The following is a 24,326-nucleotide window of genomic DNA, read 5'->3' as shown; positions in this document are numbered from 1 at the left end:
CCTCGATTTGTATATGGTTTATTAAAATTCTCGGCTTTAATCTATGTTCGGGGTGCATCTTCCGCGTGTTGCTCATAGTGCTATGAAACAAGACGGCCTGCTTGTGAGATGGGTCGGAATTATCCTGTAGGATCAGTCGGATGAGGGGTTTGCGATGAGGAAGCGGAAGGGCGCTTCGGCTTCAGCTGAAGACACGATGGCGCGCGCGTCCGAACCGGACTTCCGCATCCTTTTTACAACCCATCCGACACCTATGTGGGTTTATGACCCGGAAACACTGCGTTTCATCGTGATGAATGACGCAGCCTACCGGCTCTACGGCTATACTGCTGACGAGATTCCGGGCATGACAGTGCTCGATATTCGCCCACAGACCGAACGGGATCGGATGCTTGCCGCTATACGGGACCGAAGCGATCTTGAGCGACCGGAGCGCTGGCAGCATCTGCGCGCCAATGGTGAAACCATCGACGTTCTGACCTATGGACGCCAGGTAATATTCGATGGCAAGGAAGCAATTCTGGCTATTGTTCAGGATAGGACAGAATTGGCGGCGGCCAATCGTCAGGCAACTCACGCCCAAACCTTACTGGACAGTCTCGTCAACAATCTGCCGCTAGGCGTCTTCGTCAAGGATATGCACGATGAGGGTCGTTATGTGCTCTACAATCAGGCAGCATCCGCGGCGAGCGGACAGCCGATAGACGAGGCTATCGGGTCAACAGACCTGGATCTTTTCCCCAAGCGCGAAGCAGCTGTCATCAGCCAGCAGGACCGAATGGCAATGCAGCGTCGGGAAGTGTTGAGTGTTGAACGCAAGATCGAGCGCAAGGATGGAACGTCGCGCACGGTGCGGATCATAAAATGCTCGATTCCGCCCGTCGAAGGGAATGAACCTCGTTATTTGATTGGTCTCCTTGAGGATATAACCGAACGGCGTGAGATCGAAGAACGCATGGCGCATATTGCCATGCATGACAGTCTGACCGGTCTGCCGAACCGCGCCTATTTCTCCCACCATGTTGAGGGACTATTGAAAAAGGGCGGAGATTCCCAGCCTTTCGCCTTGTTCTATCTCGACATCGACCATTTCAAGAACATCAACGATAGTATCGGCCATCAGGCGGGTGACCAGCTTTTGCAGGAAGTGGCGCATCGTTTGAAGCAAATCACGACCCCGGATGAATTCATTGCCCGGCTGGGCGGTGACGAATTCGCTATCGTTTATCGCAGCGGCACACTGGGGCAGATCGCGATGTTTGCCGACCGCATTCTTTCGGCTTTTCAGGATGCGTTCAAGCTGGTGGGCAATTCGGAATTCGTCACCTGCAGCATGGGGATTGCCCAGGCGCCATTGCATGGCGACAACCCAGATGTGCTGATGCGCAATGCCGATCTAGCGCTTTACGCCTCGAAATCTGGTGGACGTCGCACATTCCGTTTCTATCAGCATTCCCTGCGCCTGGCGGCTGAGAAGCGCTATGTCATGACCGGTGAACTTCGCCAGGCTCTATTGGATGAACAATTCGAGCTTCACTATCAGCCGATATTCAATCTTGAGAGCGGCAAGATTTCCGGTTTTGAAGCGCTAATCCGCTGGCGTCATCCAGAGCGGGGCATGGTTTCTCCTGCAGAGTTCATTCCATTGGCAGAAGAAACAGGTTTGATCGGACCGATTGGCGAGTGGGTTCTAAGGGCGGCATGTCGGGAGGCTGTTCTCTGGCCGGAGGACATCAAGGTTTCCGTTAATCTCTCGCCGGTCCAGTTCAGCCAGACAACGCTTTTGCACTCGGTTACGGACGCGCTTGAAGCGGCGCGTCTTTCACCGGACAGACTTGAGCTTGAAATCACGGAGTCGGTCTTCCTGTCGAACAGCAAGAACAATATCGAGCTGCTGTTCGAACTGCGCCGACTGGGTGTTCGTATTGCTATGGACGATTTCGGGACCGGCTATTCTTCGCTCAGTTATCTGCGATCATTTCCTTTCGATAAAATCAAGATTGATCGCAGTTTCGTTTCGGGCATCGAAGTCGATACGCGCGATCTGGCCATCATTCAGGCCGTCGCGACGCTTGGCGCGGGCTTCAACATTGTCACGACGGCTGAGGGCGTGGAAACCGCCCAACAGCTGGAGCGTCTGAAGACCGAGCGTTTTGGTGAGGTGCAGGGTTTCCTGACCGGGCGGCCAATGCCTGCTGGCGACGTGCATTCGTTCATTCAAAATCGCAGCAATGTCGGTCTGGAAATGCCTGCGGCACATAACAGATTGCCGATTTAGCACTACAGTTGCATTCTTCGTGATGCCGGGCTGCAAAGAGCAATTTGTCTGCGTTCCGGTGCCCACGTAGCTTTCTCTGGCGCATAGCCTTATCCGAAAAGTCTGCAAATTTTTGGGACTATACCTGGAGGTACGCTCCACTCCGGTTTTCGAAAATCACTCTTTCGCCACGGCCTGACGAATTTGCAACTGTAGTGTTAGAGCACGTCTCCCGAAGTCGCGAAATATCCTGATCGAACCTTGTTTCAAAAAGGGCTTGACCTTCCAACGGTGGGAAGGACTATCTAGAGAGCAACTCTCGAATTATGCCCTTTCCGGGCGATGAAAGGGATTGCCATGAACAAGCCTGTTAATCACGAAACCATCAGTTTTCCAGTGCCCGTCGAAGGGATGAGTTGCGCGTCTTGCGTGTCATCCGTTGAAAAAGCCGTGTCCAAAGTTCCGGGCGTCGACAAGGTTTCCGTCAATCTCGCAACGGAACGCGCCGATGTGACTTTCAAAGGCGCGCCAGATCTGCCTTCGGTGATCGATGCCATTCGCAAGGCGGGTTATGAAGTCCCGGCTGCCAGCATAGATCTGGCGATTGAGGGCATGAGTTGCGCTTCCTGTGTCAGCAAGGTCGAAAAGGCATTGAACGGCGTGCCAGGTGTGACCCGCGCCAGCGTCAACCTCGCAACGGAGCGGGCGCATGTCGATCTGGCAGGGCAGGTATCGGTCAACGAGCTTATCAAGGCAGTTGAAAGTGCTGGCTATGAGGCGCGGTCACTTGATGAAAAGCAGGGCAGCGAAAAACAGGAGACCCAGTCCGAAAAGCGGGATGCGGAAGCGGCAGAACTGAAGAAAAGCGTCATCCTCGCCGCCCTTCTGACATTGCCTGTGTTCGTGCTGGAGATGGGGTCGCATCTCATCCCGGCGGTCCATATGTTCGTCATGGACCGCATTGGCATGCAGAACAGCTGGTATCTGCAGCTCGTGCTCACAACGCTGGTTCTGTTCGGGCCGGGCCTGCGCTTTTTCAAGAAAGGCATACCGACACTCCTGCGCGGCACGCCCGACATGAATTCGCTCGTCGTGGTCGGTACGCTCGCGGCCTGGGGCTTCTCCGTCGTTGCAACTTTTCTTCCGGGAGTGCTGCCCGAGGGTACGGTGAATGTCTATTTTGAAGCCGCCGCCGTCATCGTCACGCTGATCCTGATCGGGCGTTATCTGGAAGCGCGCGCCAAGGGGCGCACCAGTGCGGCTATCAGCCGATTGGTCGGCTTGCAGGCCAAGTCGGCACGGGTTCTGCGTGATGGCGAAGCGATTGACGTACCGCTGGAAGATGTTCGCGCTGGCGACATCGTTCAAGTTCGTCCCGGCGAGAAAGTCCCGGTCGATGGCGAAGTGATCGACGGTTCGTCTTATGTCGATGAATCGATGATTACCGGCGAGCCTGTGCCTGTTGCCAAGGAAAAGGGCGCGGAAGTGGTTGGCGGCACGATCAACAAGACCGGTGCTTTCACCTTCCGTGCGACCAAGGTTGGCCGCGACATGGTGATTTCGCAGATCATCCGCATGGTCGAGGATGCGCAAGCCGACAAACTGCCTATTCAGGCCATGGTCGACAAGGTGACCGGCTGGTTCGTCCCCGCCGTGATGGCGGCTGCCGCTTTGACCTTTGCATTGTGGCTGGCGATCGGCGGCACGGGCATGCTGGGTTATGCGCTGGTGAACGCCATTGCGGTTCTCATCATTGCCTGCCCGTGTGCCATGGGTTTGGCCACGCCGACCTCCATTATGGTTGGCACTGGCCGCGCAGCCGAGTTCGGCGTCCTGTTTCGTCGTGGTGATGCCTTGCAGACCCTGCGCGATGCTTCCGTTATTGCCGTCGACAAGACCGGTACGCTGACACAGGGAAAGCCCGCACTCGCGCATTTTGCGACCGTCGAAGGTTTTGATAAGGACGAACTTCTGGCGCTTGTGGCAGCCGTTGAAGCACGCTCCGAACATCCTATTGCCGATGCGATTGTGGAAGCAGCGAAGGCGAAGGGATTGAAGCTCGCGGATGTGTCGGCTTTCGAAGCTGTGCCCGGTTTTGGCTTGAAGGCTCACGTGTCCGGTCATGAGGTTGCCATCGGCGCTGATCGTTACATGGCAAAGCTTGGTCATGACGTTGCTATCTTCGCCAATGATGCGAAGCGTCTCGGCGATGAAGGACAGTCCCCGCTCTACGCCGCCATCGACGGCAAGCTCGCGGCAATCCTGACCGTTGCCGACCCGATGAAGGAAACCACGCCAGCGGCCATTGCTGCCCTGCACGAACAGGGGCTGAAGGTCGCCATGATCACGGGCGATAACCGCCGCACTGCCGAGGCCATCGCAAGGCGTCTGGGTATCGATGAAGTGGTTGCGGAAGTGCTGCCGGACGGCAAGGTCGAGGCACTGAAGCGGCTTTCGGCAGGCGGGAAGCGGATTGCCTTTGTCGGTGATGGTATCAACGATGCGCCTGCACTGGCTGCTGCCGATGTTGGTATTGCGATTGGCACCGGCACGGATATTGCGATTGAAAGCGCGGATGTGGTGCTGATGTCGGGTGATCTGCGCGGTGTGGTCAATGCCATCGCGATATCGAAGGCGACGATCCGCAACATCGGCGAGAACCTGTTCTGGGCCTTTGCCTACAACGTCGCGCTGATCCCTGTGGCGGCGGGTGTTCTTTACCCTGTCACCGGAACGCTGTTGTCGCCGGTTCTGGCGGCAGGCGCCATGGCTTTCTCCAGCATTTTTGTGCTGAGCAATGCCTTGCGGCTCAAGGCTTTTAAGAGCCCGATAGAGGTCTGAGCAAAAGAAAGGCGCGGTATTGACCGCGCCTTTTTGTTTCAGAGCATTTCCAGCAAAAGTGCGAAGCGGTTTTGCGTAGGATAATGCGTACAAACAAAGACATAGAGCGGTTCCGTTTCAACCGGAACCGCTCTAATGAGTTCCGACGGCCTTGCCGTAAATCCGCACGACATTGCGGACGGCTTCCACCATCAAAGCATGCGGCGTCGGTTCAATCCCACCCGATGCGACTGCCGGATAAAGCGTGCCGAGATACTGGCTGATCAGCGTTTCGGGTATCTTGCGACCTTCCAGACGCTTCAAAAGCGCGTCCACGGCAGCGGTTGCGACCGGATGCGGCCAGTAATAGCGAATGCGGTCGCTATAGGAGAAATGGCGTTGCAGACGCAGTTCCTCGCCATCGCCGTGGTAGTATTTTTCCCAGTTCTTCGGCTCGGCCAGAAGCAGCGCTTCCATCTTGCCGCGCAGGGTTTCTTCTTCCGGCAGCTTGTCGAGGAAAGCCGCAATCTGGTCGAGGCCATAGAGCGCCTCGCGCAGTGCGAAAGTCAGGCCGGGACCGACTTTCAAAATGGCGAAACCATCGTGCACCAGATCGGAAAGCGCTTCCACTGGCTGATAATCGGTCGAATGCGCTTCAAAGACGAATTGCGGCATTTCGCCGAGAACGCCGCTGAGGGCCGTCGCCTTCTCGCTGTTGTAGAACACGACATTCTCGTTGCCGAATTCGACGCCCGGCTGCACCACCACGCCGATGGCGCGGGCAAAGGCGTCTTCCAGCCCCAGTGCCGCGAAAGCCTTGCGGTGAATGGCGATGGTTTCAACTGCCGCGCCCGGCCTGGTCAGTTCCAGCTCTTCGATTTCTTCCATCGCGCCGCCGGGGATAGGTACTTCGGTGCCGATAATATAGACCGGCAGGTCGTATCCGGCTTCGCGGGCCGCCGTTTCGGAAACCTTGGCCAGACGTGCGGCACGCTCGGCGGTGACAGCATCGGGCAGCGCAACCGGCTCGCCAGCGCAGCCCATCGATGTGTCGAGATGGATCTTGGTGAAGCCCGCACGCACGAATGCATCGATCATGACATCCGATTTCAGCAGGGCTTCTTCGGCAGGCAGATGCTTCCACGGGTTCGGGCCGAGATGGTCGCCACCCAGAATGAGTCGCTTGGTGTCGAAGCCGACGCGAGCCGCGATGTCTTCCACAAAGCGGCGGAAGTCGGCAGGCGTCATGCCGGTATAGCCGCCATCCTGATTGACCTGATTGCAGGTGGCCTCGATCAGAACGTCCGTATTGGTCGCAACTCCTTCGAGGAGGGCGGCTTCGATCACCAGAGGATGCGCGGAGCAGATCGACGTGATGCCGCCGCGAACTCCGCTGGCGTAACGTGCGGGAAGTGCGCTCAGAACTTTCGTGCTGCTCATGCTGGAACTCCGTTTTTCTGAAGGAAGACTTCGATTTCGGCCATGGTCGAGGTGCCTTCCATCGGCCCTTTGACCCCGACAGCGCGTGCGCCGGTGGCATTGGCGATGACGAGGGCTTCTTTCGGTGCCATGTCGCGCAGCCAGCAGGTGACGAATGCCGCGCCGAAACTGTCGCCTGCTCCGGTCGGGTCGATTTCATTGACTTTGAAAGCGGGCGCGAAAACTTCACCGGACTGGTCGAAATAGCTGGCGCCATCCGCGCCGCGCTTGACCACAACAGCCTTGATGCCACGCGCCAGAAGTTCTTCTACGGCGGCCTTTTCTTCAGTCGCCTTGGTGAAGAGGAAGATTTCCGGGCCGCTTGGCATGAAAAGGTCGGTGTTTTCCAGAGCATGGGCCAGCGCCTGGCGCATGCCCGGCAATTCCAGCATTTCCTTGCGGATATTCGGGTCGAAGGACACGGTGCCGCCCTTCGCCTTGATGCGGATTGTCGCTTCGTGGATCGCCGAAACAATGCCTTCTGAGAACAGGGCGGAGCCCATGATATGCAGGTGATCGGCGGTCTCGATCAGCGTTTCGGCTTCCGGCGTCAGGCCGATGGCGCTGCATGCGCTGTGCTTGATGTTGAAGATGAAATCGCGATTGCCATCCGGGCGATAACGCACGAAGGCGCTGCCGGTGGCGGCTGTCGGATGCACGCCGATGGCCGATACATCCACGCCGTCCTTTTGCAGGCGCTCGACATTGAGGGCACCAAAATCGTCATTGCCGACTGCGCTGACCATGCCGCAAGGCTGGCCCATTTTTGCGGCCTGATCGATGAAGATTGCAGGCGCGCCGGAGGCGAACGGACCGATCAATGGAATGGCGGTCTTGAAACCGTTGCCGGGTTCCACAGCCATGATTTCGACGACGATCTCGCCGATGGTGATGATCTTTTTCATAAGGTGCACCGCGATTACGTACGCATGGATTTCGAGCGCACGTCCAGCCAGACGGCGACCAGAATGACCACGCCCTTGACGATGAGCTGATAGAAATAGGGCACCGACAGCATGTTCATGCCGTTGTTGATGACACCGATGATAAGCGCGCCGAGAATGGTGCCAACCATGGTGCCGACGCCGCCGGCAAGCGAGGTGCCGCCAAGCACGACCGCCGCAATGGCGTCGAGTTCATAGCCCATGCCTGCATTGGTCTGCGCCGAGGACAGGCGCGATGAAAGCAGAATGCCGCTGATCGCCGCCATGACACCAGAAAGCATGAAGACGATGATCTTGATGCGGTCGACGCGGATGCCCGAATAGATCGCCGCTTCCTTGTTGCCGCCCGACAGATAGATGCGGCGACCGAAAACAGTCTTTGACAGCAGGATATAATTGAAGATGAACAGGATACCGACGATCCAGATGATGATCGGCAGGCCGAGCCAGTTTTCCGAACCGATGGCGAGCCAGGTGTCGTTTTCGATGATTTCAGGCGCGCCATTGGTCGGAAGGCTGACCATGCCGCGATAGATGCCCATCGTCGCAACCGTCACGATGAAGGAGGGCAGCATCAGCTTTGCCGAAAGCACACCGTTCAGCCCGCCCATGATGGCGCCTGCGGCAAGTGTGAACACGACGGTCGGCACGAAGCCGAAACCCATGGCGAAAGCCTGCGCCGCCACCATGCCGGAAACCGCGATGATGGAGCCAATCGAAAGATCGATTTCACCGAGCAGGATCACATAGGTCATGCCATAGGCAGCAACGGCAATCACCGCCACCTGCTGCATGATGTTCATGAAGTTGTTGAAAGCGAGAAAGCGCGGGTTCAGAACCGCAAAGACCACGCAGAGCACGGCCAGAGAGATGATTATGCCGCCATATTGGCGAACCAGCGGGGAGCTGAAAAGCGAACGGCGGACTTCTGCGTCCACGGCTTTCTTCTGAATATCTGCATTGCTCATTGATGCATTCCTGCTGCGTAGCTCATGACGGTTTCGGGCGTGAGGCCATCGGCATCGACAATGGCGGCGACATGCTTGTTATGCATGATCGCCACGCGGTCGCTGAGACCCAGCACTTCCGGCAGTTCGGAGGAAACCATCAGGATCGCCGCGCCATTGGCGGCAAGTTCACGGATGATGCGGTAAATCTCGAATTTCGCGCCGACATCGACACCGCGTGTCGGCTCATCGAGAATGAGGATGCGCGGCTTTGTCTGCAGCCACTTTGCCAGCACGATCTTCTGCTGGTTGCCGCCGCTCAGCGATCCGGCAACCGTGTCGATGGATGCTGTCTTGATGGCAAGACGCAGCACTTCCGCTTTGGCAGCGGAGCGCTCAGCCCGAGAGCGCATGAGGCCGAAAGGCCCTGCAAGCTGGCCAAGCGCCACCATGTTGATATTGCGCTCAACGCTATGCGGAAGAACGAGACCTTCTTCCTTGCGATTCTCGGTCACGAAAGCAATGCCGTTGCGGATGGCGTCGGTTGGTGAGGAGAGGGTAATGACCTCTCCGTCGAGCCTGATTTCGCCCGTAGGCCGCAGCATACCGAACAAAGCCTTCATCACATCCGAACGGCCAGACCCGACCAGTCCGAAAAGACCCAGAACTTCGCCCGGCTTCACATCGATGGAAACATCGCTAAATTTGCCCGCAACCGAGAGGTTCTTTGTCGCGAGAATCGGCGGAACAGCATCCGAAGGACGCGGCGCTTCACGCGGCGGATAAATGTCGTTCATCTCGCGACCGACCATTAGCGCGATCAGGCGGTCGATGCTGGTCTCGCTCTTTTCGGCGGTCGTGACATATTCGCCATCGCGAACGACCGTAATGTCGTCGGAAAGCCGCATGATTTCTTCCATGCGATGCGAAATATAGATGACAGCAGTGCCCTTCGCTTTCAGGCGCTCGATGATCGAAAACAGGATTTCCGCTTCGCTGTCGGAAAGCGATGAGGTCGGCTCATCCAGAATGACGACGTCAGCAGGCTGGCTCAATCCCTTGGCAATTTCGACGAGCTGGCGCTGTGCAATCGAAAGGTCGCCAACCTTTGCACGCGCATCGACGGGCAGACCAAGCTCATCGATGAGCTTGTCGGCAGCGGCGTTCAGTTCGCGCTCCCGCACAAAACCGAAGCGGCTTGGCTCATGATTGGCGAAGATATTTTCAGCCACGCTGAGATTGCGCGACAGGCTCAGTTCCTGAAAGACAATGGCGATGCCGTTTGCGCGGGCATCGCGCGGGTCTTTCGGCGCATAGGCCTCGCCCTTCAGCAAAATGGTGCCGGATGTTGGCTTGAAAACGCCAGCCAGAATCTTCATCAGCGTGGATTTGCCGGCGCCGTTTTCGCCAAGAAGCGTATGCACGCGGCCGCGACGCACGGTCAGGTTCATGCGCTTCAGCGCGATAACCGGGCCGAAGGATTTCGCTACATCGCGAATTTCAAGAACCGTATCCGGCATGGCGTTTCGTTCGGATTTGGTGGCTGTCTCGGTGTCTGTCACTTTGGGGGCCTCCACTCTCCGTTATTCAGTTCCGCAGACGGATTTTAAGATTGATTCCGAGCAAAGTCTGCAATTCAAAAGGGTTGCGGCGGCGGCAAGGCGCGTGGTGTTCGCCGGGCCGCCGCACGCAGAATGGAAACAGCGACTGGGAGGAGCGTCGCTGTTTCACGCGGTGTTACTTGGTTTCACCGTCCTTGGTGACGACGCCCGGAACGATCGGCTGCTTGGCAGGCACTTCCTCGCCCTTGATAACCTTGGCAGCGGTTTCAACCGCGACCTTGCCCATCTGGTCCGGGTACTGCGCAATAACGCCGACCATGATCGGGTCGTTCTTCACGGCGTTACGGGCTTCTTCCATACCGTCGAAGCCGATCACCTTGACCTGATTTTCGAGCTTGGCCGACTTTACTGCCGAGGCAGCGGCCAATGCGGCATCGTCACCGAAACCGAAGATGCCGACGATATCCGGGTTGGCCTGAAGGATGTTCTGTGCAGCCGAAAGAGCTTCCGGACGGGTGATGCCGGGCTGGATCGCCACGATCTTGATGTCCGGGTACTTGGCGATGCCCTTCTTGAAGCCTTCAATGCGGTCAACGACCGACTGAACGGTCGGGTAGTCGATAATCGCGACATTGCCCTTTTCACCGATGGACTTCGCCATCAGTTCGGCGGCCTTTTCGCCGCCCGCGAAGTTGTCCGTGCCGACGAAGGAGGTCACATCGACATTGTTGGCCGGTACATCGACGGTAATGACCTTGATGCCAGCCTTTTCAGCCTTGTTGATGGCCGAGCGAACGCCCTTGCTGTCAACCGGCGAGATGATGATGACGTCGACGCCCTTGGTGATGAAATCTTCCACATCGGCGAGCTGCTTGCTCAGGTCCTGATTGGCGATGGAGACTTCCAGCGGTACATTTTCTGCCTGCGCTTCCTTCTTCATCGCGTCTGCGAGCGAGATGTAGAAAGGATGCTGCTGGGTGAGAAGCGATGCGCCGATGCCTTCGGCAGATGCAGCACCTGCCATCATGGCCAGAGCTACGCCGGAAAAGAGAATACGGCTGAGCGATTTGCGAAACATGATTTCCTCCGAATGACCGGCGCTCGCCGGGACGTCCTTCTATGGGACATGAACAATGGTTTTCCTGCTGGCTCGTCAGTTGTCGCCAACTGCAAACCTCCCGAAGGGCAGGGCCTTCAGCCCATGATTGAGCTCCCCTAGACATGCTAGAGCTTGTTCAGTGTGTCAATATAAAATTTTTCACGTGTAAAAATTATAACGATTGAATTTGAGCGCGCCACACGGGCGTAAGCTGCAGAAAGGAAGTGAAGGCGTGGGCTACCGATCACTGATATGCTGAAATTTGTTGCTTCTGAGCGGAAATAAATTTACGCATGAAAAGAAAAATGGGTGGCGCCGAAAAATCGTTTCGATACCCAATGGGAAAAGCAGGGCATGACCGAACAGAAGATCAGGACGATGGAAGAGTTCGCGGCGGCAAGCGGATTGTCTCGTCCTACGGTCTCGAAATATTTCGACAATCCTGAAAGCGTAAAGCCTTCCACGCGGGCACGTATCGAAAAGGCGCTGAAAGACTATAATTATCAGCCCAACATTTTTGCAGTCAGCCTCAATCGCAAGAAGCCGAAGAATATCGGCGTTATCGTTCCGCATATATCCGATCCATTCTACGCGGAGATCATTCGCCAGATCGAAATGCGTTGTCTGGCGGAGGGCTACTGGACCATCGTGCTGTCATCTCATGGTGACAGAAAACTCGAAGCGCGGGCGATGCGCACGTTGATGTCTCTCAAGATTGCGGGTGTTCTGATGGCTCCGCTCGGTTTCGATACCGATGAGAAGCTTCTTTCCAGTCTGTCGAACTCGACACCTGCGGTCTTCCTGGATAGCCGCATCAGCGATGACCAGCCGTTCGTCGGCACCGATAATCGCCAGAGTATCGGCAACATCACTGAATATCTTTATCGAACGGGGGAACATCCCTGCTTTCTGGAAATGCCTGTTGTAAACCAGAATGCAGTGGAACGGCGCTCAGCCTATATCGAAACCATGGAAAGGCTTGGCGTTGAACCGATAGTCCTTCCCATAGCCGCCAAGAACTGGAATTTCGAGGAACTGGGCTATCAGGAAGCCGGCCGGATTTTTGATCGCGGCGGTTTTCCGACGCGCACGGTTCTGTGTGCCAATGATCGTCTGGCCTTTGGCGTGATCTCGGCCGCTTTCGAACGCAAGCTGCGGGTCGGCCGTGAGGAAGGGTGCGATTTGCGTGTTGCCGGTCATGACGACCATCCGCTCAGCCGCTTCACCTGTCCTGCACTGACCACCGTTGCGCAGGATTACCGGCAGATTGCGCAGCTCGGTCTCGACATGCTTTTTTCCCGCATCAACGGCCGGGAAAGCACCCTGTCCGGGCCGTCGGAAATTCGCCATCTGGGTAGCCAGCTTTTCATGCGAAGTTCGGCATGATGCCGCCGAATAGCCACAATATACATGATTTCAACACATGTTCGCCGTAATTGACGGGCGAAAATCGGCCTGTTCACGTATCGTTTTAAGTCTTTTAAGCGCAAAAACCGCCTTGCCTTCGTTCTGCCTTGATTAAGGGTGGCCTCAACGGAGACCATGCCCTTTCGCTCTGTCCGGCGAATGAAACATTCTGCTGCCGTCTAGATTTTTTCCGTGACCGCCTATGTCAACCATTAGGCAGCATATGATCGGTTCTGACGGACATGTCCGAAAGAATGGTGACACGACCTGAGAGGGGAGACTGTCGTGCTTATCTGGTTGACATCCATCGTTCTGCTTCTCATCGGACTTGCACTTGGTGCAGGAGGCATCTGGCTCGCCGCACTGGGCGGCAGCTGGTACTATATTCTGGCGGCGATCGGCTTTCTGCTGACCGCCGTTTTGCTTTCCCGGCGCAGCGCCTCGGCATTATGGGTCTATGCGCTTGTTATCCTCGGATCACTCGGCTGGGCCGTTTATGAAGTCGGCTTCGATTGGTGGCAGCTTGGCGCACGCGGCGGCGTCATCGTTCTGCTCGGCTTCTGGATGCTGACGCCCTGGATCAGGAAACCGCTGAACAACGGGGCAGGCGATAGCGGTCTGCCACTGGCAGCAGCCTCGGTGATCGCGGTTGTGGTTGCAGGCTATGCGATAACGCAGGATTCCTACGATACTGCCGGAGACCTGCCGACTGAGAAGGTGGCCGCAACGCCGGATATGGGCGACAACGTCCCCGACGGCGAGTGGCATCAATATGGGCGCACGCCCTATGGCCAGCGCTACTCGCCGCTGGCGCAGATAACGCCGGAAAATGTTTCCAAGCTTCAGGTTGCCTGGCAGTATCAGACCGGCGATGTGAAGCAGCCGCAGGATGTGGGCGAAACGACCTATCAGGTTACGCCGCTCAAGATTGGTGATTCCCTTTATCTCTGCACGCCGCATAACTGGGCCATTGCGCTGGATGCGGCAACCGGCAAAGAAAAGTGGAAATTCGATCCCAAGGTCGGCTTCAATACGGATCGCCAGCACCAGACCTGCCGTGGTGTGAGCTACTGGAAGGACACGACCGCAACGGCTGGAGCCAAATGCGCCGAGCGTGTCTACCTGCCGACATCTGACGCACGCTTGATCGCACTGGATACGGCCACCGGAGAAATCTGCACGGATTTCGCCAATGGCGGAACGCTCGATCTCAGCCATGGCATGAAATACAATCCGGCAGGGTATTACTACTCCACGTCACCGCCTGTCGTCGTCGGCGACAAGATCATCGTTGGGGGCGCCGTCAATGATAATTACTCGACGGAAGAACAGTCGGGCGTCATCCGCGCATTCGATATCCGCACCGGCCAACTGCTGTGGAACTGGGATTCGGGCAACCCGGATGTAACCACGCCGCTGCCGGAAGGTGAGCACTACACAACCAACTCACCCAATAGCTGGTCCGTTTCCAGCGTCGATGAGAAGCTTGGGCTGATCTTTGTTCCGCTCGGCAACAAGGTGCCGGACCAGCTTGGTATGGACCGCAGCGAGAATGTGGAGAAGTTTTCCTCGTCCATCGTCGCTCTCGATGTGAACACCGGACAGCTACGCTGGGTGCGCCAGACAGTTCACCATGATCTATGGGATATGGACGTTCCAGCCCAGCCGGTCCTGCTGGAAATCAACGGGGTTCCCGCGCTGGTCGGTCCGACCAAACAGGGCGACCTCTATGTTCTGGATCGACGTACCGGCGAGCCGATCATTCCGGTCAAGGAAATTCCGGCTCCAACGGGCGCGATACCCGAGGACCATACTGCGCCGACACAGCCGATCTCCGACCTTACTTTCAGTCCGCCGCCCTTGCGCGAAAGCGACATGTGGGGCGTAACGATGTTCGATCAGCTGGCTTGTCGTATCAAGTTCCACGAGCTGTTCTATGAGGGGCGCTACACGCCGCCTTCGCTGCGCGGAACGATTGTTTATCCGGGCAATTTCGGTGTGTTCAACTGGGGCAGCGTGGCCGTTGATCCTGTGCGGCAAGTCATGTTCGGTATGCCGACCTATCTTGCCTTCACATCACGCCTGGTTCCACGCGCGGACATTCCGCCGAAAGGACAGGATGAAAAGGGAAGCGAGCAGGGCCTGAACCGCAACGATGGCGCCCCTTATGGCGTTTTCATGGGGCCGTTCCTGGGCCCGCTCGGTATTCCCTGCCAGACGCCGCCATGGGGTTATGTCGCTGGTGTTGACCTGCGGACCGGCAAGATTGCCTACAAGCACCGGAATGGAACGATCCGCGATATGTCACCGGTTCCACTTCCGCTGAAGGTCGGCGTTCCGGGCATTGGCGGACCGATGATTACTGCAGGCGGCGTTGCCTTCCTTGGTGCAGCCGTGGATGACTATCTGCGCGCCTATGACCTGACTTCGGGCAAGCAGCTCTGGGAAGCACGGCTTCCTGCTGGCGGTCAGTCGACGCCAATGAGCTATACGGTCGGCGATCAGCAGTTCGTTTTGATGGTTGCCGGTGGGCATGGCTCTGTCGGCACCAAGCCCGGCGATTACGTGATCGCCTATACTCTGCCGAAAGGCTGAGCCGGTGATATGAAAGAAAAACGCCGGGAGTGATCCCGGCGTTTTTATTTGAAAATCTCAGCTCGACTTTGCACATTAAGCAGCGAAGCAAAGCGCCTCCGCCATACGTTTGATGCGGCCTGGTGGTATTTTAGGTATGTCCCGGTCCGACGGGGACTGTCGATAAATATCCTGCTGCCATAAAACCATACGAACTGCCCCGATCGCATCAGAGAATGTGCAGTTGGTCTTTTTGTACCACGACGCGGCGTATGGAAGACTGTTCGGACCGAGTAGATCACATGCCCATAGAGTTACGAGGCTGTAGAGTGCCATCAAAGACGGTGTTGTGCGCTGAATGGCCTCGTCGTTCCACTGTCTTTGCGTTTCCACACCAAGATGCGCCCGGGTCTCGGCAAATGTGACTTCAATCTGCCAGCGCCGAACGTAGCAGGAGATGATTTCCACAGGATCGAGATCCGTATTCGTACTCATGAAGGCCTGCGGTTCGCGGCGATTGGTTGGGTCGCGAACGATGACCCAGCGAATGTGTTTGGGTGGTGTTCCACGTCGATACCAAAGAGCTGTTCCCGACGTGATGTCGAGAACTTTGTTGGTCTGTCTGGCATACCACGACGATACTACAATCTGTTGCCACGAGGTATTTGAGTCCCTGAGCACGGTTTTTAGTTTCGGCAAGGGTTGCCCCTTTTGCGCGGGTCGTCCGAGCGTGTGTTCATGCCTCTGAGACGGTGCTGCAAAAAGATTAGCATCGAGGCGCAATCGAGTGATGAGCGTAGCCTTGTCTGGGAGTGCTGCGGCCAGGGTATGAACCGCAAAGCTGCTATCACCGACAAAAATAATCTGGCGACCAGGCAGCCAACGACATATCTGCAGCAGGCCTTGCCTTGCCCAATCGGTCAGCATCTTGTGTCTTCGGCCCATCTTCTGGCTATATCGTTCTGAAGGGCACAGGATTGTCAGCACAGGCATTGCTTTGATGTATTTGGCCCAGGGGACCGGTGAAAGGACCATAAAACTTAGCCACCGCAATCCACTGGCCTTGACGAAATGACCATGGCTGGAGCGTATCGGGTCTCGGTATATACCTCGTGCAGCAATACGCTGACCCCAACGCCGTTCTATTGTATCGTCCATTCCAATGACAACGGGGCCTTCGGGCACAAGCCGTGTCACAACAATGGATAGTAGATGCCTTGCCAACAAGCGTGGGCTCCATCGCGCCCGATTGAGAAACTGGTGATAAGTGGCAAAGTTGGTCACATCGGCGCGACCAGTGATCCGCAGGCATGACGTTACCGTTCGTTTCCCTGGCGCGAGAAGCGCTCCCATAACAAGGACGAGCAAGTGGCTCCATGTGGGTGCTGTGAAGCCGAAACGAAAAGGTTCAAGCCATTGGTGAAGACGATGAGGAACTACGTCCACGGCTTCATTACTGCATTCATCTGCTTTGGTCATACATCAGTTCGAATCCGATCAGACGAATGACACAAGGTCAAAAACTGCGACGAATTGATTCACCAAAAATGCTCATTGTAACACATCAAATCTCTGCCAATTTTGTACAAAGTCGAGCTCAGAGCCTGTTCCAAAAGTCGCTATGTGTGGCTGCAAACGGCAATTTGTCTGCGTTCCGGTGCTCATGTACCCAAAAGTACACTGCGCTCCGGTACTCGAAAATCACCATTTTCGCACACACATATCGCTTTTTGATTCAGGCTCTCAGATTTTGCCGTGCAGCAATTCACCTTTTCGCGGAGCCGGACGTTTGCGGTTCTCCACGCTGTTTTCTGCAAGCTGGTGAATGATCGGGCAATCGGGACGGTTGTCGCCGTGACAGTTTTTCGCGAGGTAGCGCAGCGTATCAGCCATTTCCTGAAGCTGGCGCATCTTGGCTTCCAACTCCTCGACATGCCCAAGCGCCACCTTCTTGACATCAGCCGATGCGCGGTTGCGGTCGCGCCAGAGCGTCAGGAGTTCCTTGATCTGTTCAACCTGAAAACCGAGATCGCGGCTGCGGCGGATGAAGCGCAGGGTTTCGACATCTTTCTGCGTATAGACACGATAGCCCGAACCGGTTCTCTCGGCAGCTTCAATCAGCCCGATTGTTTCATAATGGCGGATCATCTTCGCCGATATGCCAGATGCTGCAGCTGCCTGCCCGATATTCATCCCGTTCCTCGCTGGCTAGAGCATGTCTCTCGAAAGTGGGAACCGGTTTCGAGATAAAGACATGCGTAAAAAATGGATAGAGCGGTTCCAGCGACTCCGTTTTAACGGGAAGCGCTCTAGCTGTTTGCAAGGATATAGGAATGCCGTGGCGTCTTTCAAAGGCCTCGCCCGGAACGTTTCAGGAGATAACGCTCAATTGCCTGAAACCCATCGAAGATGAGTATGGCAAGTGCGGCCACGACGAGCCCTCCCTGCAAAACGAAGGCAAGATTGTTGGAAATGAGCCCGGCGATGATGACTTCTCCAAGCGTTCTGGCAGCGACAGTCGAGCCAATGGTAGCCGTTGCAAGGCCGATCACAACGGAAAGTCTGATACCCGCCAGAATAACCGGCATGGCAAGTGGGACCTCGACTTTCACAAGCCGCTGTGCGCTGGTCATCCCCATGCCGCGCGCAGCTTCGACAACCGGAGGCGGCAAAGTCGTTAGTCCTGTCAACGTATTTTCAAAAATCGGAAGCAGACCGTAGAGAAAGAGTGCAATCAGGGTCGGTTTGTCTCCAAAACCGAAGACGGGCACTGCAAGTGCCAGCACTGCAACGGGAGGAAAGGTCTGGCCGATATTCACAAGGCTGCGTGAGAGTGGCAGAAACTCTGCGCCCTGCTTTCTGGTAACAAAGATTGCCATCGATACAGCCACAATCGTGGATGCCAGTGCGGCCAGAGCGACCAGACCGAGATGCTGCAAAGTCAGCGTTACGAAATTTGCACGATCATAAATGACCGGAACACCCTCGTCGACGAGCGGTCGAAACAATGGCTCGAAAAGATGGGGCTGCCACAAAAACAGCAGCAGAACGCCCAGAAGCAGCGCACGCGGAACAAGGGACAGGAACAATTTCATGCCTGATGCTCTGCTGGACGCTCTGCCTGATGCAGAAGCCTGTCGAGCGTGACTTGTCCCAGTGGCCTTCCATCATGGTCAAGAACGGGAAGGGCCTTTCGCCCTGACCACAGAAGCTCGGCAAGGGCATCACGTTGCGACGCCGTTACCGGCATTGTTGCACCGCCCGCATCACCGGGCTGGAGCACGGTTTTCAGGTCCATCAGAGAGAGGAGACGGAAGGGGCGTTCGCCCGTACCGACAAGGCGCTCGACAAAATCGGTTGCCGGGCGGGCAAGAATTTCTGCCGGTGGACCATATTGCAGCAATTTTCCGTCATCCATGACGGCGATACGATCACCCAGCGATATGGCTTCCTCCATGTCGTGCGTGACAAGGATTATGGTCGTGCCGAGCCGCTTCTGGATCGCCTTCAGATCTTCCTGCGCCTTGGCTCGGATTACCGGATCGAGTGCCCCGAACGGCTCGTCCATGAGAAGGATGTTCGGCCCGGCAGCGAGCGCACGCGCCACACCGACGCGTTGCTGTTGCCCTCCGGAAAGTTCATGCGGGTAGCGGTCGCGATAGTCTGCCGGTTCAAGCTGGAAAAGGTCAAGCAGTTCATCAACGCGAGCATCGATGCGCTGTTTCTGCCATCCAAGCAGAAGGGGAACCGTCGCAATGTTCTCCGCGACAGTGCGATGCGGAAAAAGTCCGTTCTGCTGGATGACGTAGCCGATCTGCCGGCGCAGAACATGACCGGGTTCGTCCATGATACTGCGGCTATCGATGCGGATTTCCCCGTCGGTTGGCTCGACCAGACGATTGACCATCCGCAGGAGGGTCGTCTTGCCGGAACCGGACGTCCCGACAATCGCAGCAATACTGTGAGGTTCGATGGTGAAGCTCACCGCGTCCACCGCTGCGCGTCCGTTATAGCGCTTCGTGATATGGTCGAACTCGATCATTGAGAGCTGCCTTTTTCGGTGATTTCTATCGCGGCATCGAGAATGACGGCGGCTGCAAAGGCGAGGAGAACGGTAGGCAAGGCGCCCAGCAGAACAAGATCCATCGCCGTTTGCCCGATACCCTGAAAGACGAATGTCCCGAAGCCGCCGCCGCCAATCAATGCCGCGATGGTCGTGAGGCCAATATTCTGCACCATGACAATGCGTATGCCGGTGAGAATAACGGGAAAAGCGAGCGGAAACTCGGTCTTGAAGAGGCGTTGCAGGCGCGTCATGCCCATGCCGCGGGCTGCGTCCGTTACCGGTTCCGGCACCTGTGCCAGTCCTGCGACGGTATTCGCCACGATAGGCAGCAGCGAATAGAGGAAAAGTGCGACGAATGCCGGTGCAGCGCCGATTCCACGGATACCGATAGCGCCCGCCCATGGAAACTGCGTGGCGACCCAACTGAGTGGCGCAATCAAAATGCCGAACAGGGCCATTGACGGAATGGTCTGCACGATATTGAGGCTGTTCAGAACGAAAGCGCGCAGTTTCGGCATCCGATGGCAGACAAGCCCCAGCGGAATGCCCACTGCGGTCGCCGCTGCAAGCGATCCCAAAGCCAGGGCTATATGCCGTTCGGCTTCGTTCCAGAAGCTGTCTGCGCGGCTTTGATATTCCTTCATGAATGAGATGCTGTCCCAGAGTCCCGAGGAAAGCAGCGCAGCCAGAAGCGATCCCGCAATGACCAGCAGTCCGACCCGTAAAAACGGGCCGGCACGCAACCGGACCAGCCCATCCGCGACATAAAGTGCGCTCGCAAAAAACAACAGCCAGAAACCGGAAGCTGGAGAAACGCGCGCATATCTGTTTCCTTCGGGCGACAGATATGACGCGGCCAGGCCGATTGCCACCATGACGGATGCGAGGCAGAACAGCGCCGCGAATAGCCGCAACAAGCTGCGACTATGGATAATGCCGATCAGCAGTCCTGCCGCTACGACAGCGGCGAACAGCGGCGCCAATGAGGTTGGCAGGGCATCCAAAAGATAACGCGGATCGCCTTGAACGATGCGGTTTGCCCGAAAGTTTGCGAATGGCAGAAGCAATCCCGATAAGCCGATTGCTGCAATGACCAGTCCGAGCTTGTCGATATATGCAAACAGGCCCTTCGTGCCATTTGCCTGGATCGTCTGGTTTGTTGCACTCATGCCCGGCAATTATCCGTTATCGCGCTCTCTACTTGAGAAAACCGTTGGTTTTAAGAAAATCTTCGGCGACCGCCTTTGCCGGTTCGCCGCCAAGCTGCACGCGACCGTTGAGTTCCTGAAGGGTTGTCAGGTCGAGTTTCTCGAAGACGGGTTTCAGAAGTTCTTCGATCTTCGGGTTCTTCTTCAGAACCTCTTCGCGGATGATCGGGGCGGGCTGATAAACCGGCTGCACATGCTTGTCGTCTTCCAGCACAGTGAGCCCGGAAGGCGCGATGCCGCCATCGGTGCCGTAGACCATGGCCGCATTGGCGCCGTTGGTCTGGTTGGCAGCGGCAGCGATGGTAGCGGCCGTGTCGCCACCTGAAAGCGTGATGAGCTGGTCGGGTTTCAGGGTGAAGCCATAGGCAGTCTGGAACGCTGGCAGGGCTGCTGCCGAGTTCACGAATTCCGACGATGCCGCCAGAATGACCTTCCCGCCGCCTGAAATGTACTTTCCGAACTCGCTCAGGTTCGTGAGCTTGTTTTCGTCCGCCACGTCCTTGCGCACCGCAATGCCCCAGGTGTTGTTAGCCGGTGATGGCGCCAGCCAGACGATCTTGTTGGCATCGTAATCGAGCTGCTTTGCCGTCTCAAATGCCTTGGCTGGGTCTTTCCAGAGCGGATCGTCCGCCTTGTTGAAGAAGAAGGCGGCATTGCCGGTATATTCAGGATAAATATCGATTTCGCCAGCGGTGATCGCCTTGCGAACGACCGGCGTAGCGCCGAGCTGGATGCGATCCGTGGTCTGGATGCCATTCGCATTGAGAATGGCCAGAATGATGTTGCCGAGGACGCCGCCCTCAGTGTCGATCTTGGAAGACACGACGACCTGTGCCTGCGCGAGGCTGGAAAATTGAATTGCGCCTGCAAAGAGGGCAAGTGCGACAGCACTTCCCTTGAATAGTTTTCCGTACGACATGCTCTTCATCCCATCGCGCTGGTTTTCCCTTGTGAAGGTAAACTATAGCGCAGGCGGGAAAAGGAAACCGTCGTTCGACACCCCTCCTGACAGCAGGCTGGCAGGAGGGGTGATCTCAAAAGGCTGGATCAGGCAGCAAAATCGTTTTGCGTGCCGTGTGCCTCGATGGCCTGTGCAAGACGCTGCAGCGCATGAACATAAGCTGCCGAGCGAACTGTTACTTTGTGCTGCTTGGCATGGTTCCAGATGGCGCGGCCTTCACGTTCCATGATGGTCTTCAGGCGCTCATGAATTTCTTCCAGCGTCCAGTAATAGCCCTGACGGTTCTGCACCCACTCGAAATAGGAAACCGTCACGCCACCGGCATTGGCCAGAATGTCCGGCAAAACGACGACACCATTTTCCTCCAGGATCTTGTCGGCTTCCGGTGTGACAGGACCATTCGCAAGTTCGACGATCAGCTTGGCCTTGATGGATGCCGCATTGTCTGCGTGGATCATGTTTTCCATGGCACTTGGCACGAGAACATCGCATTCGGCTGCAACCAGCTCATCCGGCGTGATGGCTTCATGGCCGTTCTGGCCAGCGGTCGAAACGACGGACTTGTTCTGTGCCTTTGCTTCCACAAGCGCATCGAGATCAAGGCCGTTGGCGCAATAAACAGCACCGGCTGAATCCGATACGGCAACGATCTTGTGGCCGTCGCTTGCCATCAGCTTGGCGATGAACTGACCGGCATTGCCGAAACCCTGAACCGTGACGCGAAGCTGCGAAGCAAGACCCAGATCGTGCGACAAATGACGCACCAGATAAAAGCCGCCGCGCGCTGTCGCATCATTGCGTCCGAGCGAACCGCCAAGCGCCAGCGGCTTGCCGGTGATGACTGCGGGTGAGGACTGTCCGACGATCTGGGAATATTCGTCTGCCATCCAGCCCATGATCATGGAATTGGTGTAGACATCCGGTGCCGGAATGTCGCGATCCGGCCCGATAATGCCGGAGAAAGCCTGGATGTAGGCGCGCGAAAGACGTTCCAGTTCAGCCTTTGAAAGTTGGCGTGGATCGACCTGGATAGCACCCTTGCCGCCGCCATAAGGCAGGTTCATGACTGCGCATTTGAAAGTCATCCAGAAGGCCAGCGTCTCGACTTCTTCCGCAGTCGATTCCGGGTGATAGCGAATGCCGCCCTTCGTCGGGCCGCGCGTATCGTCATAACGGCAGCGCCATGCAAGAAAGGATTTGCGCGAGCCGTCATCCATACGAATCATCAGACGCACTTTCATGGTCTCACGCGCATATTTCAGCTTCTCGATGACATCCGCATCGATGTTGATGTGGCTTGCCGCTTCGTCCAGACGAACGAGTGCGCTTTCGAGTAGATTCTCCTTAGTCACGGAATCACCTTTCTTGCGTTTCTTTTATTTTGGGCGCGATTTTACGAAAGAATGCCTAGACCTTTGCGCAATAAAAGAAAAGAGAAAAGGACAATAATGTTGTCCTATTTTACAGGGGCGATTTTTGAAACTGCTTTGCCGTCAGGTTGCAGACGCGCGCACAATTGCATGGGCGGACGAGATGTCGCGAAATGGTGAGCATGTCGTATTTGTGGCGTCTTTTGACGCAAGCCTGCTGTCGGGTTTGAAACGGAAACAATAGAAATATCGTCAAAGGCTTCGCTTGCGCCGACATGGCGCTTGCAGTCGCGAAACTGGTGGTTGTCCATGTCCCGTTTTTCTGCAGCTTCTATTATTAAAAATGCGCTTTCCGGCAACAAGAACTGGAAGCCGCAATGGCCGAATGCCGAACCCAAGGCCGAATATGACGTAATCATCGTCGGCGCCGGCGGGCATGGTCTGGGTGCCGCCTATTATCTGGCGAAGGAACATGGCATCACCAATGTCGCGGTTATCGAAAAAGGCTGGCTTGGCGGCGGCAATACGGGGCGTAACACCACGATCATCCGCTCCAACTACCTCTATGATGAGAGCGCGCATCTTTACGAACATGCGATGAAGCTGTGGGAAGGTCTCAGCCAGGACCTCAACTACAATGTCATGTTCTCGCAGCGCGGCGTGATGATGCTGGCGCATACGGTGCATGATGTGCAGAGCTTCAAGCGTCACATCCATGCCAACCGTCTCAATGGCATCGACAATGAATGGCTGACCAGGGAGCAGGCGAAGGAATATTGCCCGCCGCTCGATATTTCAGCCAATGCCCGTTATCCGGTGGTGGGTGCCACCTTGCAGCGGCGCGGCGGCGTGGCCCGTCACGATGCGGTCGCCTGGGGCTATGCGCGTGGCGCGACTGAGCGCGGCGTCGATATTATCCAGAATTGCCCGGTTACGGCCATTCGTCGCGATGCTTCGGGTCGCGTGACCGGCGTTGATACGCCGCGCGGCTTCATCAAGGCGAAGAAGGTGGCGGTTTCGGCTGCTGGCAGCACATCTATTGTCATGGACACGGCAGGCGTTCGCATGCCGCTTGAAAGCTTCCCGCTACAGGCACTGGTGTCCGAGCCGGTCAAGCCGATCTTCCCTTGCGTGGTCATGTCCAACACGGTTCATGCCTATATCAGCCAGTCCGACAAGGGCGAACTGGTGATCGGTTCCGGCACTGATCAGTATGTGTCTTACAGCCAGCGCGGTGGTCTGCCGCTGATCGAGCATACGCTTGCGGCGATCTGCGAGGTCTTCCCGATCTTCACCCGTATGCGGATGCTGCGCAAATGGGGCGGTATCGTTGATGTCACGCCGGATCGTTCGCCGATCATCGGCAAGACGCCGGTGCCGGGCCTCTTCGTGAATTGCGGCTGGGGTACGGGCGGCTTCAAGGCGACGCCGGGATCGGCGCATGTCTTCGCTCACACCATCGCGCGCGACGAGCCACACTGGATCAACGCACCATTCACGCTGGAACGCTTCACCACCGGTCGTCTGATCGACGAAGCGGCCGCCGCCGCTGTCGCGCACTAAAAGCATTTCCAGGAAAAGTGGAAACCGGTTTTCCGTTCGGAAATGCGTTGAAAAAATAAGAGAAACACA

At 56.6% G+C, this 24,326-nt stretch carries 18 protein-coding genes and 1 pseudogene; 6 read left to right on the top strand and 13 right to left on the bottom strand.

What is annotated here, in order from left to right; translation table 11 throughout:
* Positions 1-154: 154 nt before the first annotated feature.
* Together MKS82_RS08610 and MKS82_RS08605 are read left to right on the top strand one after the other, a co-directional pair.
* Complete coding sequence (locus MKS82_RS08610) at positions 155-2,278, top strand: putative bifunctional diguanylate cyclase/phosphodiesterase (RefSeq protein WP_109985934.1); 2,124 nt, start codon at positions 155-157, stop codon at positions 2,276-2,278.
* Between the two features lie 336 nt (positions 2,279-2,614).
* Entirely contained in the window at positions 2,615-5,098 is a 2,484-nt protein-coding gene (locus MKS82_RS08605; RefSeq protein WP_109985935.1) for a heavy metal translocating P-type ATPase, read from the top strand.
* Between the two features lie 132 nt (positions 5,099-5,230).
* Here MKS82_RS08605 and MKS82_RS08600 read toward each other — a convergent pair whose 3' ends face one another.
* The 5 genes from MKS82_RS08600 to MKS82_RS08580 all read right to left on the bottom strand — a co-directional run bounded on the left by MKS82_RS08600 (position 5,231) and on the right by MKS82_RS08580 (position 11,087).
* Positions 5,231-6,517 carry a D-tagatose-bisphosphate aldolase, class II, non-catalytic subunit gene (locus tag MKS82_RS08600; RefSeq protein WP_109985936.1) on the bottom strand — a complete coding sequence of 429 codons (1,287 nt, stop codon included), beginning with the start codon at positions 6,515-6,517 and terminating at the stop codon, positions 5,231-5,233.
* A complete protein-coding gene (locus MKS82_RS08595; RefSeq protein ID WP_109985937.1) occupies positions 6,514-7,461 on the bottom strand; it encodes a tagatose kinase in 948 nt (315 codons plus the stop codon). The genes MKS82_RS08600 and MKS82_RS08595 overlap by 4 nt, the downstream gene beginning before the upstream one ends.
* A gap of 14 nt (positions 7,462-7,475) precedes the next feature.
* A complete protein-coding gene (locus tag MKS82_RS08590; protein WP_240578594.1) occupies positions 7,476-8,468 on the bottom strand; it encodes an ABC transporter permease in 993 nt (330 codons plus the stop codon).
* Complete coding sequence (locus MKS82_RS08585; protein ID WP_181394222.1) at positions 8,465-9,967, bottom strand: sugar ABC transporter ATP-binding protein; 1,503 nt, start codon at positions 9,965-9,967, stop codon at positions 8,465-8,467. Before MKS82_RS08585 ends, MKS82_RS08590 begins: the two co-directional genes overlap by 4 nt.
* Before the next feature lie 217 nt (positions 9,968-10,184).
* On the bottom strand, positions 10,185-11,087 hold the full coding sequence (locus MKS82_RS08580; protein ID WP_109985939.1) for a substrate-binding domain-containing protein: 903 nt from the start codon (positions 11,085-11,087) through the stop codon (positions 10,185-10,187).
* Positions 11,088-11,462: 375 nt separating this feature from the next.
* On the opposite strand from MKS82_RS08580, the gene MKS82_RS08575 reads away from it, so the two are divergent.
* Both MKS82_RS08575 and MKS82_RS08570 read left to right on the top strand, forming a co-directional pair.
* Positions 11,463-12,494 (top strand): LacI family DNA-binding transcriptional regulator, encoded by a 1,032-nt coding sequence (locus MKS82_RS08575; RefSeq protein WP_109986256.1) that lies wholly within the window; start codon positions 11,463-11,465, stop codon positions 12,492-12,494.
* A 306-nt stretch (positions 12,495-12,800) separates the two neighbouring features.
* Complete coding sequence (locus MKS82_RS08570) at positions 12,801-15,110, top strand: glucose/quinate/shikimate family membrane-bound PQQ-dependent dehydrogenase (RefSeq protein WP_240578593.1); 2,310 nt, start codon at positions 12,801-12,803, stop codon at positions 15,108-15,110.
* Between the two features lie 75 nt (positions 15,111-15,185).
* Here the strand turns inward: MKS82_RS08570 and MKS82_RS08565 are convergent, their stop codons facing one another.
* Entirely contained in the window at positions 15,186-16,568 is a 1,383-nt protein-coding gene (locus MKS82_RS08565; protein ID WP_240578592.1) for an IS701 family transposase, read from the bottom strand.
* Positions 16,569-16,730: 162 nt separating this feature from the next.
* On the opposite strand from MKS82_RS08565, the pseudogene MKS82_RS29650 reads away from it, so the two are divergent.
* A pseudogene (locus MKS82_RS29650) lies at positions 16,731-16,837 on the top strand (flagellar basal body P-ring protein FlgI); the annotation flags it as partial.
* On the opposite strand, the gene cueR reads toward MKS82_RS29650, so the two are convergent.
* The 7 genes from cueR to MKS82_RS08530 all read right to left on the bottom strand — a co-directional run bounded on the left by cueR (position 16,833) and on the right by MKS82_RS08530 (position 23,005).
* Positions 16,833-17,282, bottom strand: coding sequence for a Cu(I)-responsive transcriptional regulator (gene cueR, locus MKS82_RS08560; protein ID WP_109985941.1), 450 nt, complete (start codon positions 17,280-17,282; stop codon positions 16,833-16,835). The pseudogene MKS82_RS29650 and the gene cueR sit on opposite strands and share 5 nt — an antisense overlap.
* 155 nt (positions 17,283-17,437) lie before the next feature.
* Complete coding sequence (locus MKS82_RS08555) at positions 17,438-18,184, bottom strand: ABC transporter permease (protein WP_109985942.1); 747 nt, start codon at positions 18,182-18,184, stop codon at positions 17,438-17,440.
* Positions 18,181-19,131: an ABC transporter ATP-binding protein gene (locus MKS82_RS08550; protein ID WP_109985943.1), complete on the bottom strand. Its 951-nt coding sequence runs from the start codon at positions 19,129-19,131 to the stop codon at positions 18,181-18,183. The genes MKS82_RS08555 and MKS82_RS08550 overlap by 4 nt, the downstream gene beginning before the upstream one ends.
* The gene (locus MKS82_RS08545; RefSeq protein ID WP_445558062.1) at positions 19,128-20,333 is read right to left on the bottom strand and encodes an ABC transporter permease; all 1,206 of its coding nucleotides are present in this window, start codon (positions 20,331-20,333) and stop codon (positions 19,128-19,130) included. The genes MKS82_RS08550 and MKS82_RS08545 overlap by 4 nt, the downstream gene beginning before the upstream one ends.
* A 19-nt stretch (positions 20,334-20,352) precedes the next feature.
* The gene (osmF, locus tag MKS82_RS08540; protein WP_109986257.1) at positions 20,353-21,282 is read right to left on the bottom strand and encodes a glycine betaine ABC transporter substrate-binding protein OsmF; all 930 of its coding nucleotides are present in this window, start codon (positions 21,280-21,282) and stop codon (positions 20,353-20,355) included.
* A gap of 128 nt (positions 21,283-21,410) precedes the next feature.
* On the bottom strand, positions 21,411-22,676 hold the full coding sequence (locus MKS82_RS08535) for a Glu/Leu/Phe/Val family dehydrogenase (protein WP_109985945.1): 1,266 nt from the start codon (positions 22,674-22,676) through the stop codon (positions 21,411-21,413).
* Positions 22,677-22,780: 104 nt separating this feature from the next.
* Positions 22,781-23,005 carry a hypothetical protein gene (locus tag MKS82_RS08530; RefSeq protein WP_181394217.1) on the bottom strand — a complete coding sequence of 75 codons (225 nt, stop codon included), beginning with the start codon at positions 23,003-23,005 and terminating at the stop codon, positions 22,781-22,783.
* Between MKS82_RS08530 and MKS82_RS08525 the strand changes: the two genes are divergently transcribed.
* Complete coding sequence (locus tag MKS82_RS08525) at positions 23,004-24,257, top strand: sarcosine oxidase subunit beta family protein (protein ID WP_061344902.1); 1,254 nt, start codon at positions 23,004-23,006, stop codon at positions 24,255-24,257. The two genes, MKS82_RS08530 and MKS82_RS08525, sit on opposite strands and share 2 nt — an antisense overlap.
* Positions 24,258-24,326 lie beyond the last annotated feature (69 nt).

The sequence above is a fragment of the Ochrobactrum sp. A-1 genome (assembly GCF_022488005.1).
Classification (GTDB): domain Bacteria; phylum Pseudomonadota; class Alphaproteobacteria; order Rhizobiales; family Rhizobiaceae; genus Brucella.
This window is presented reverse-complemented; position numbering and strand designations above follow the sequence as displayed.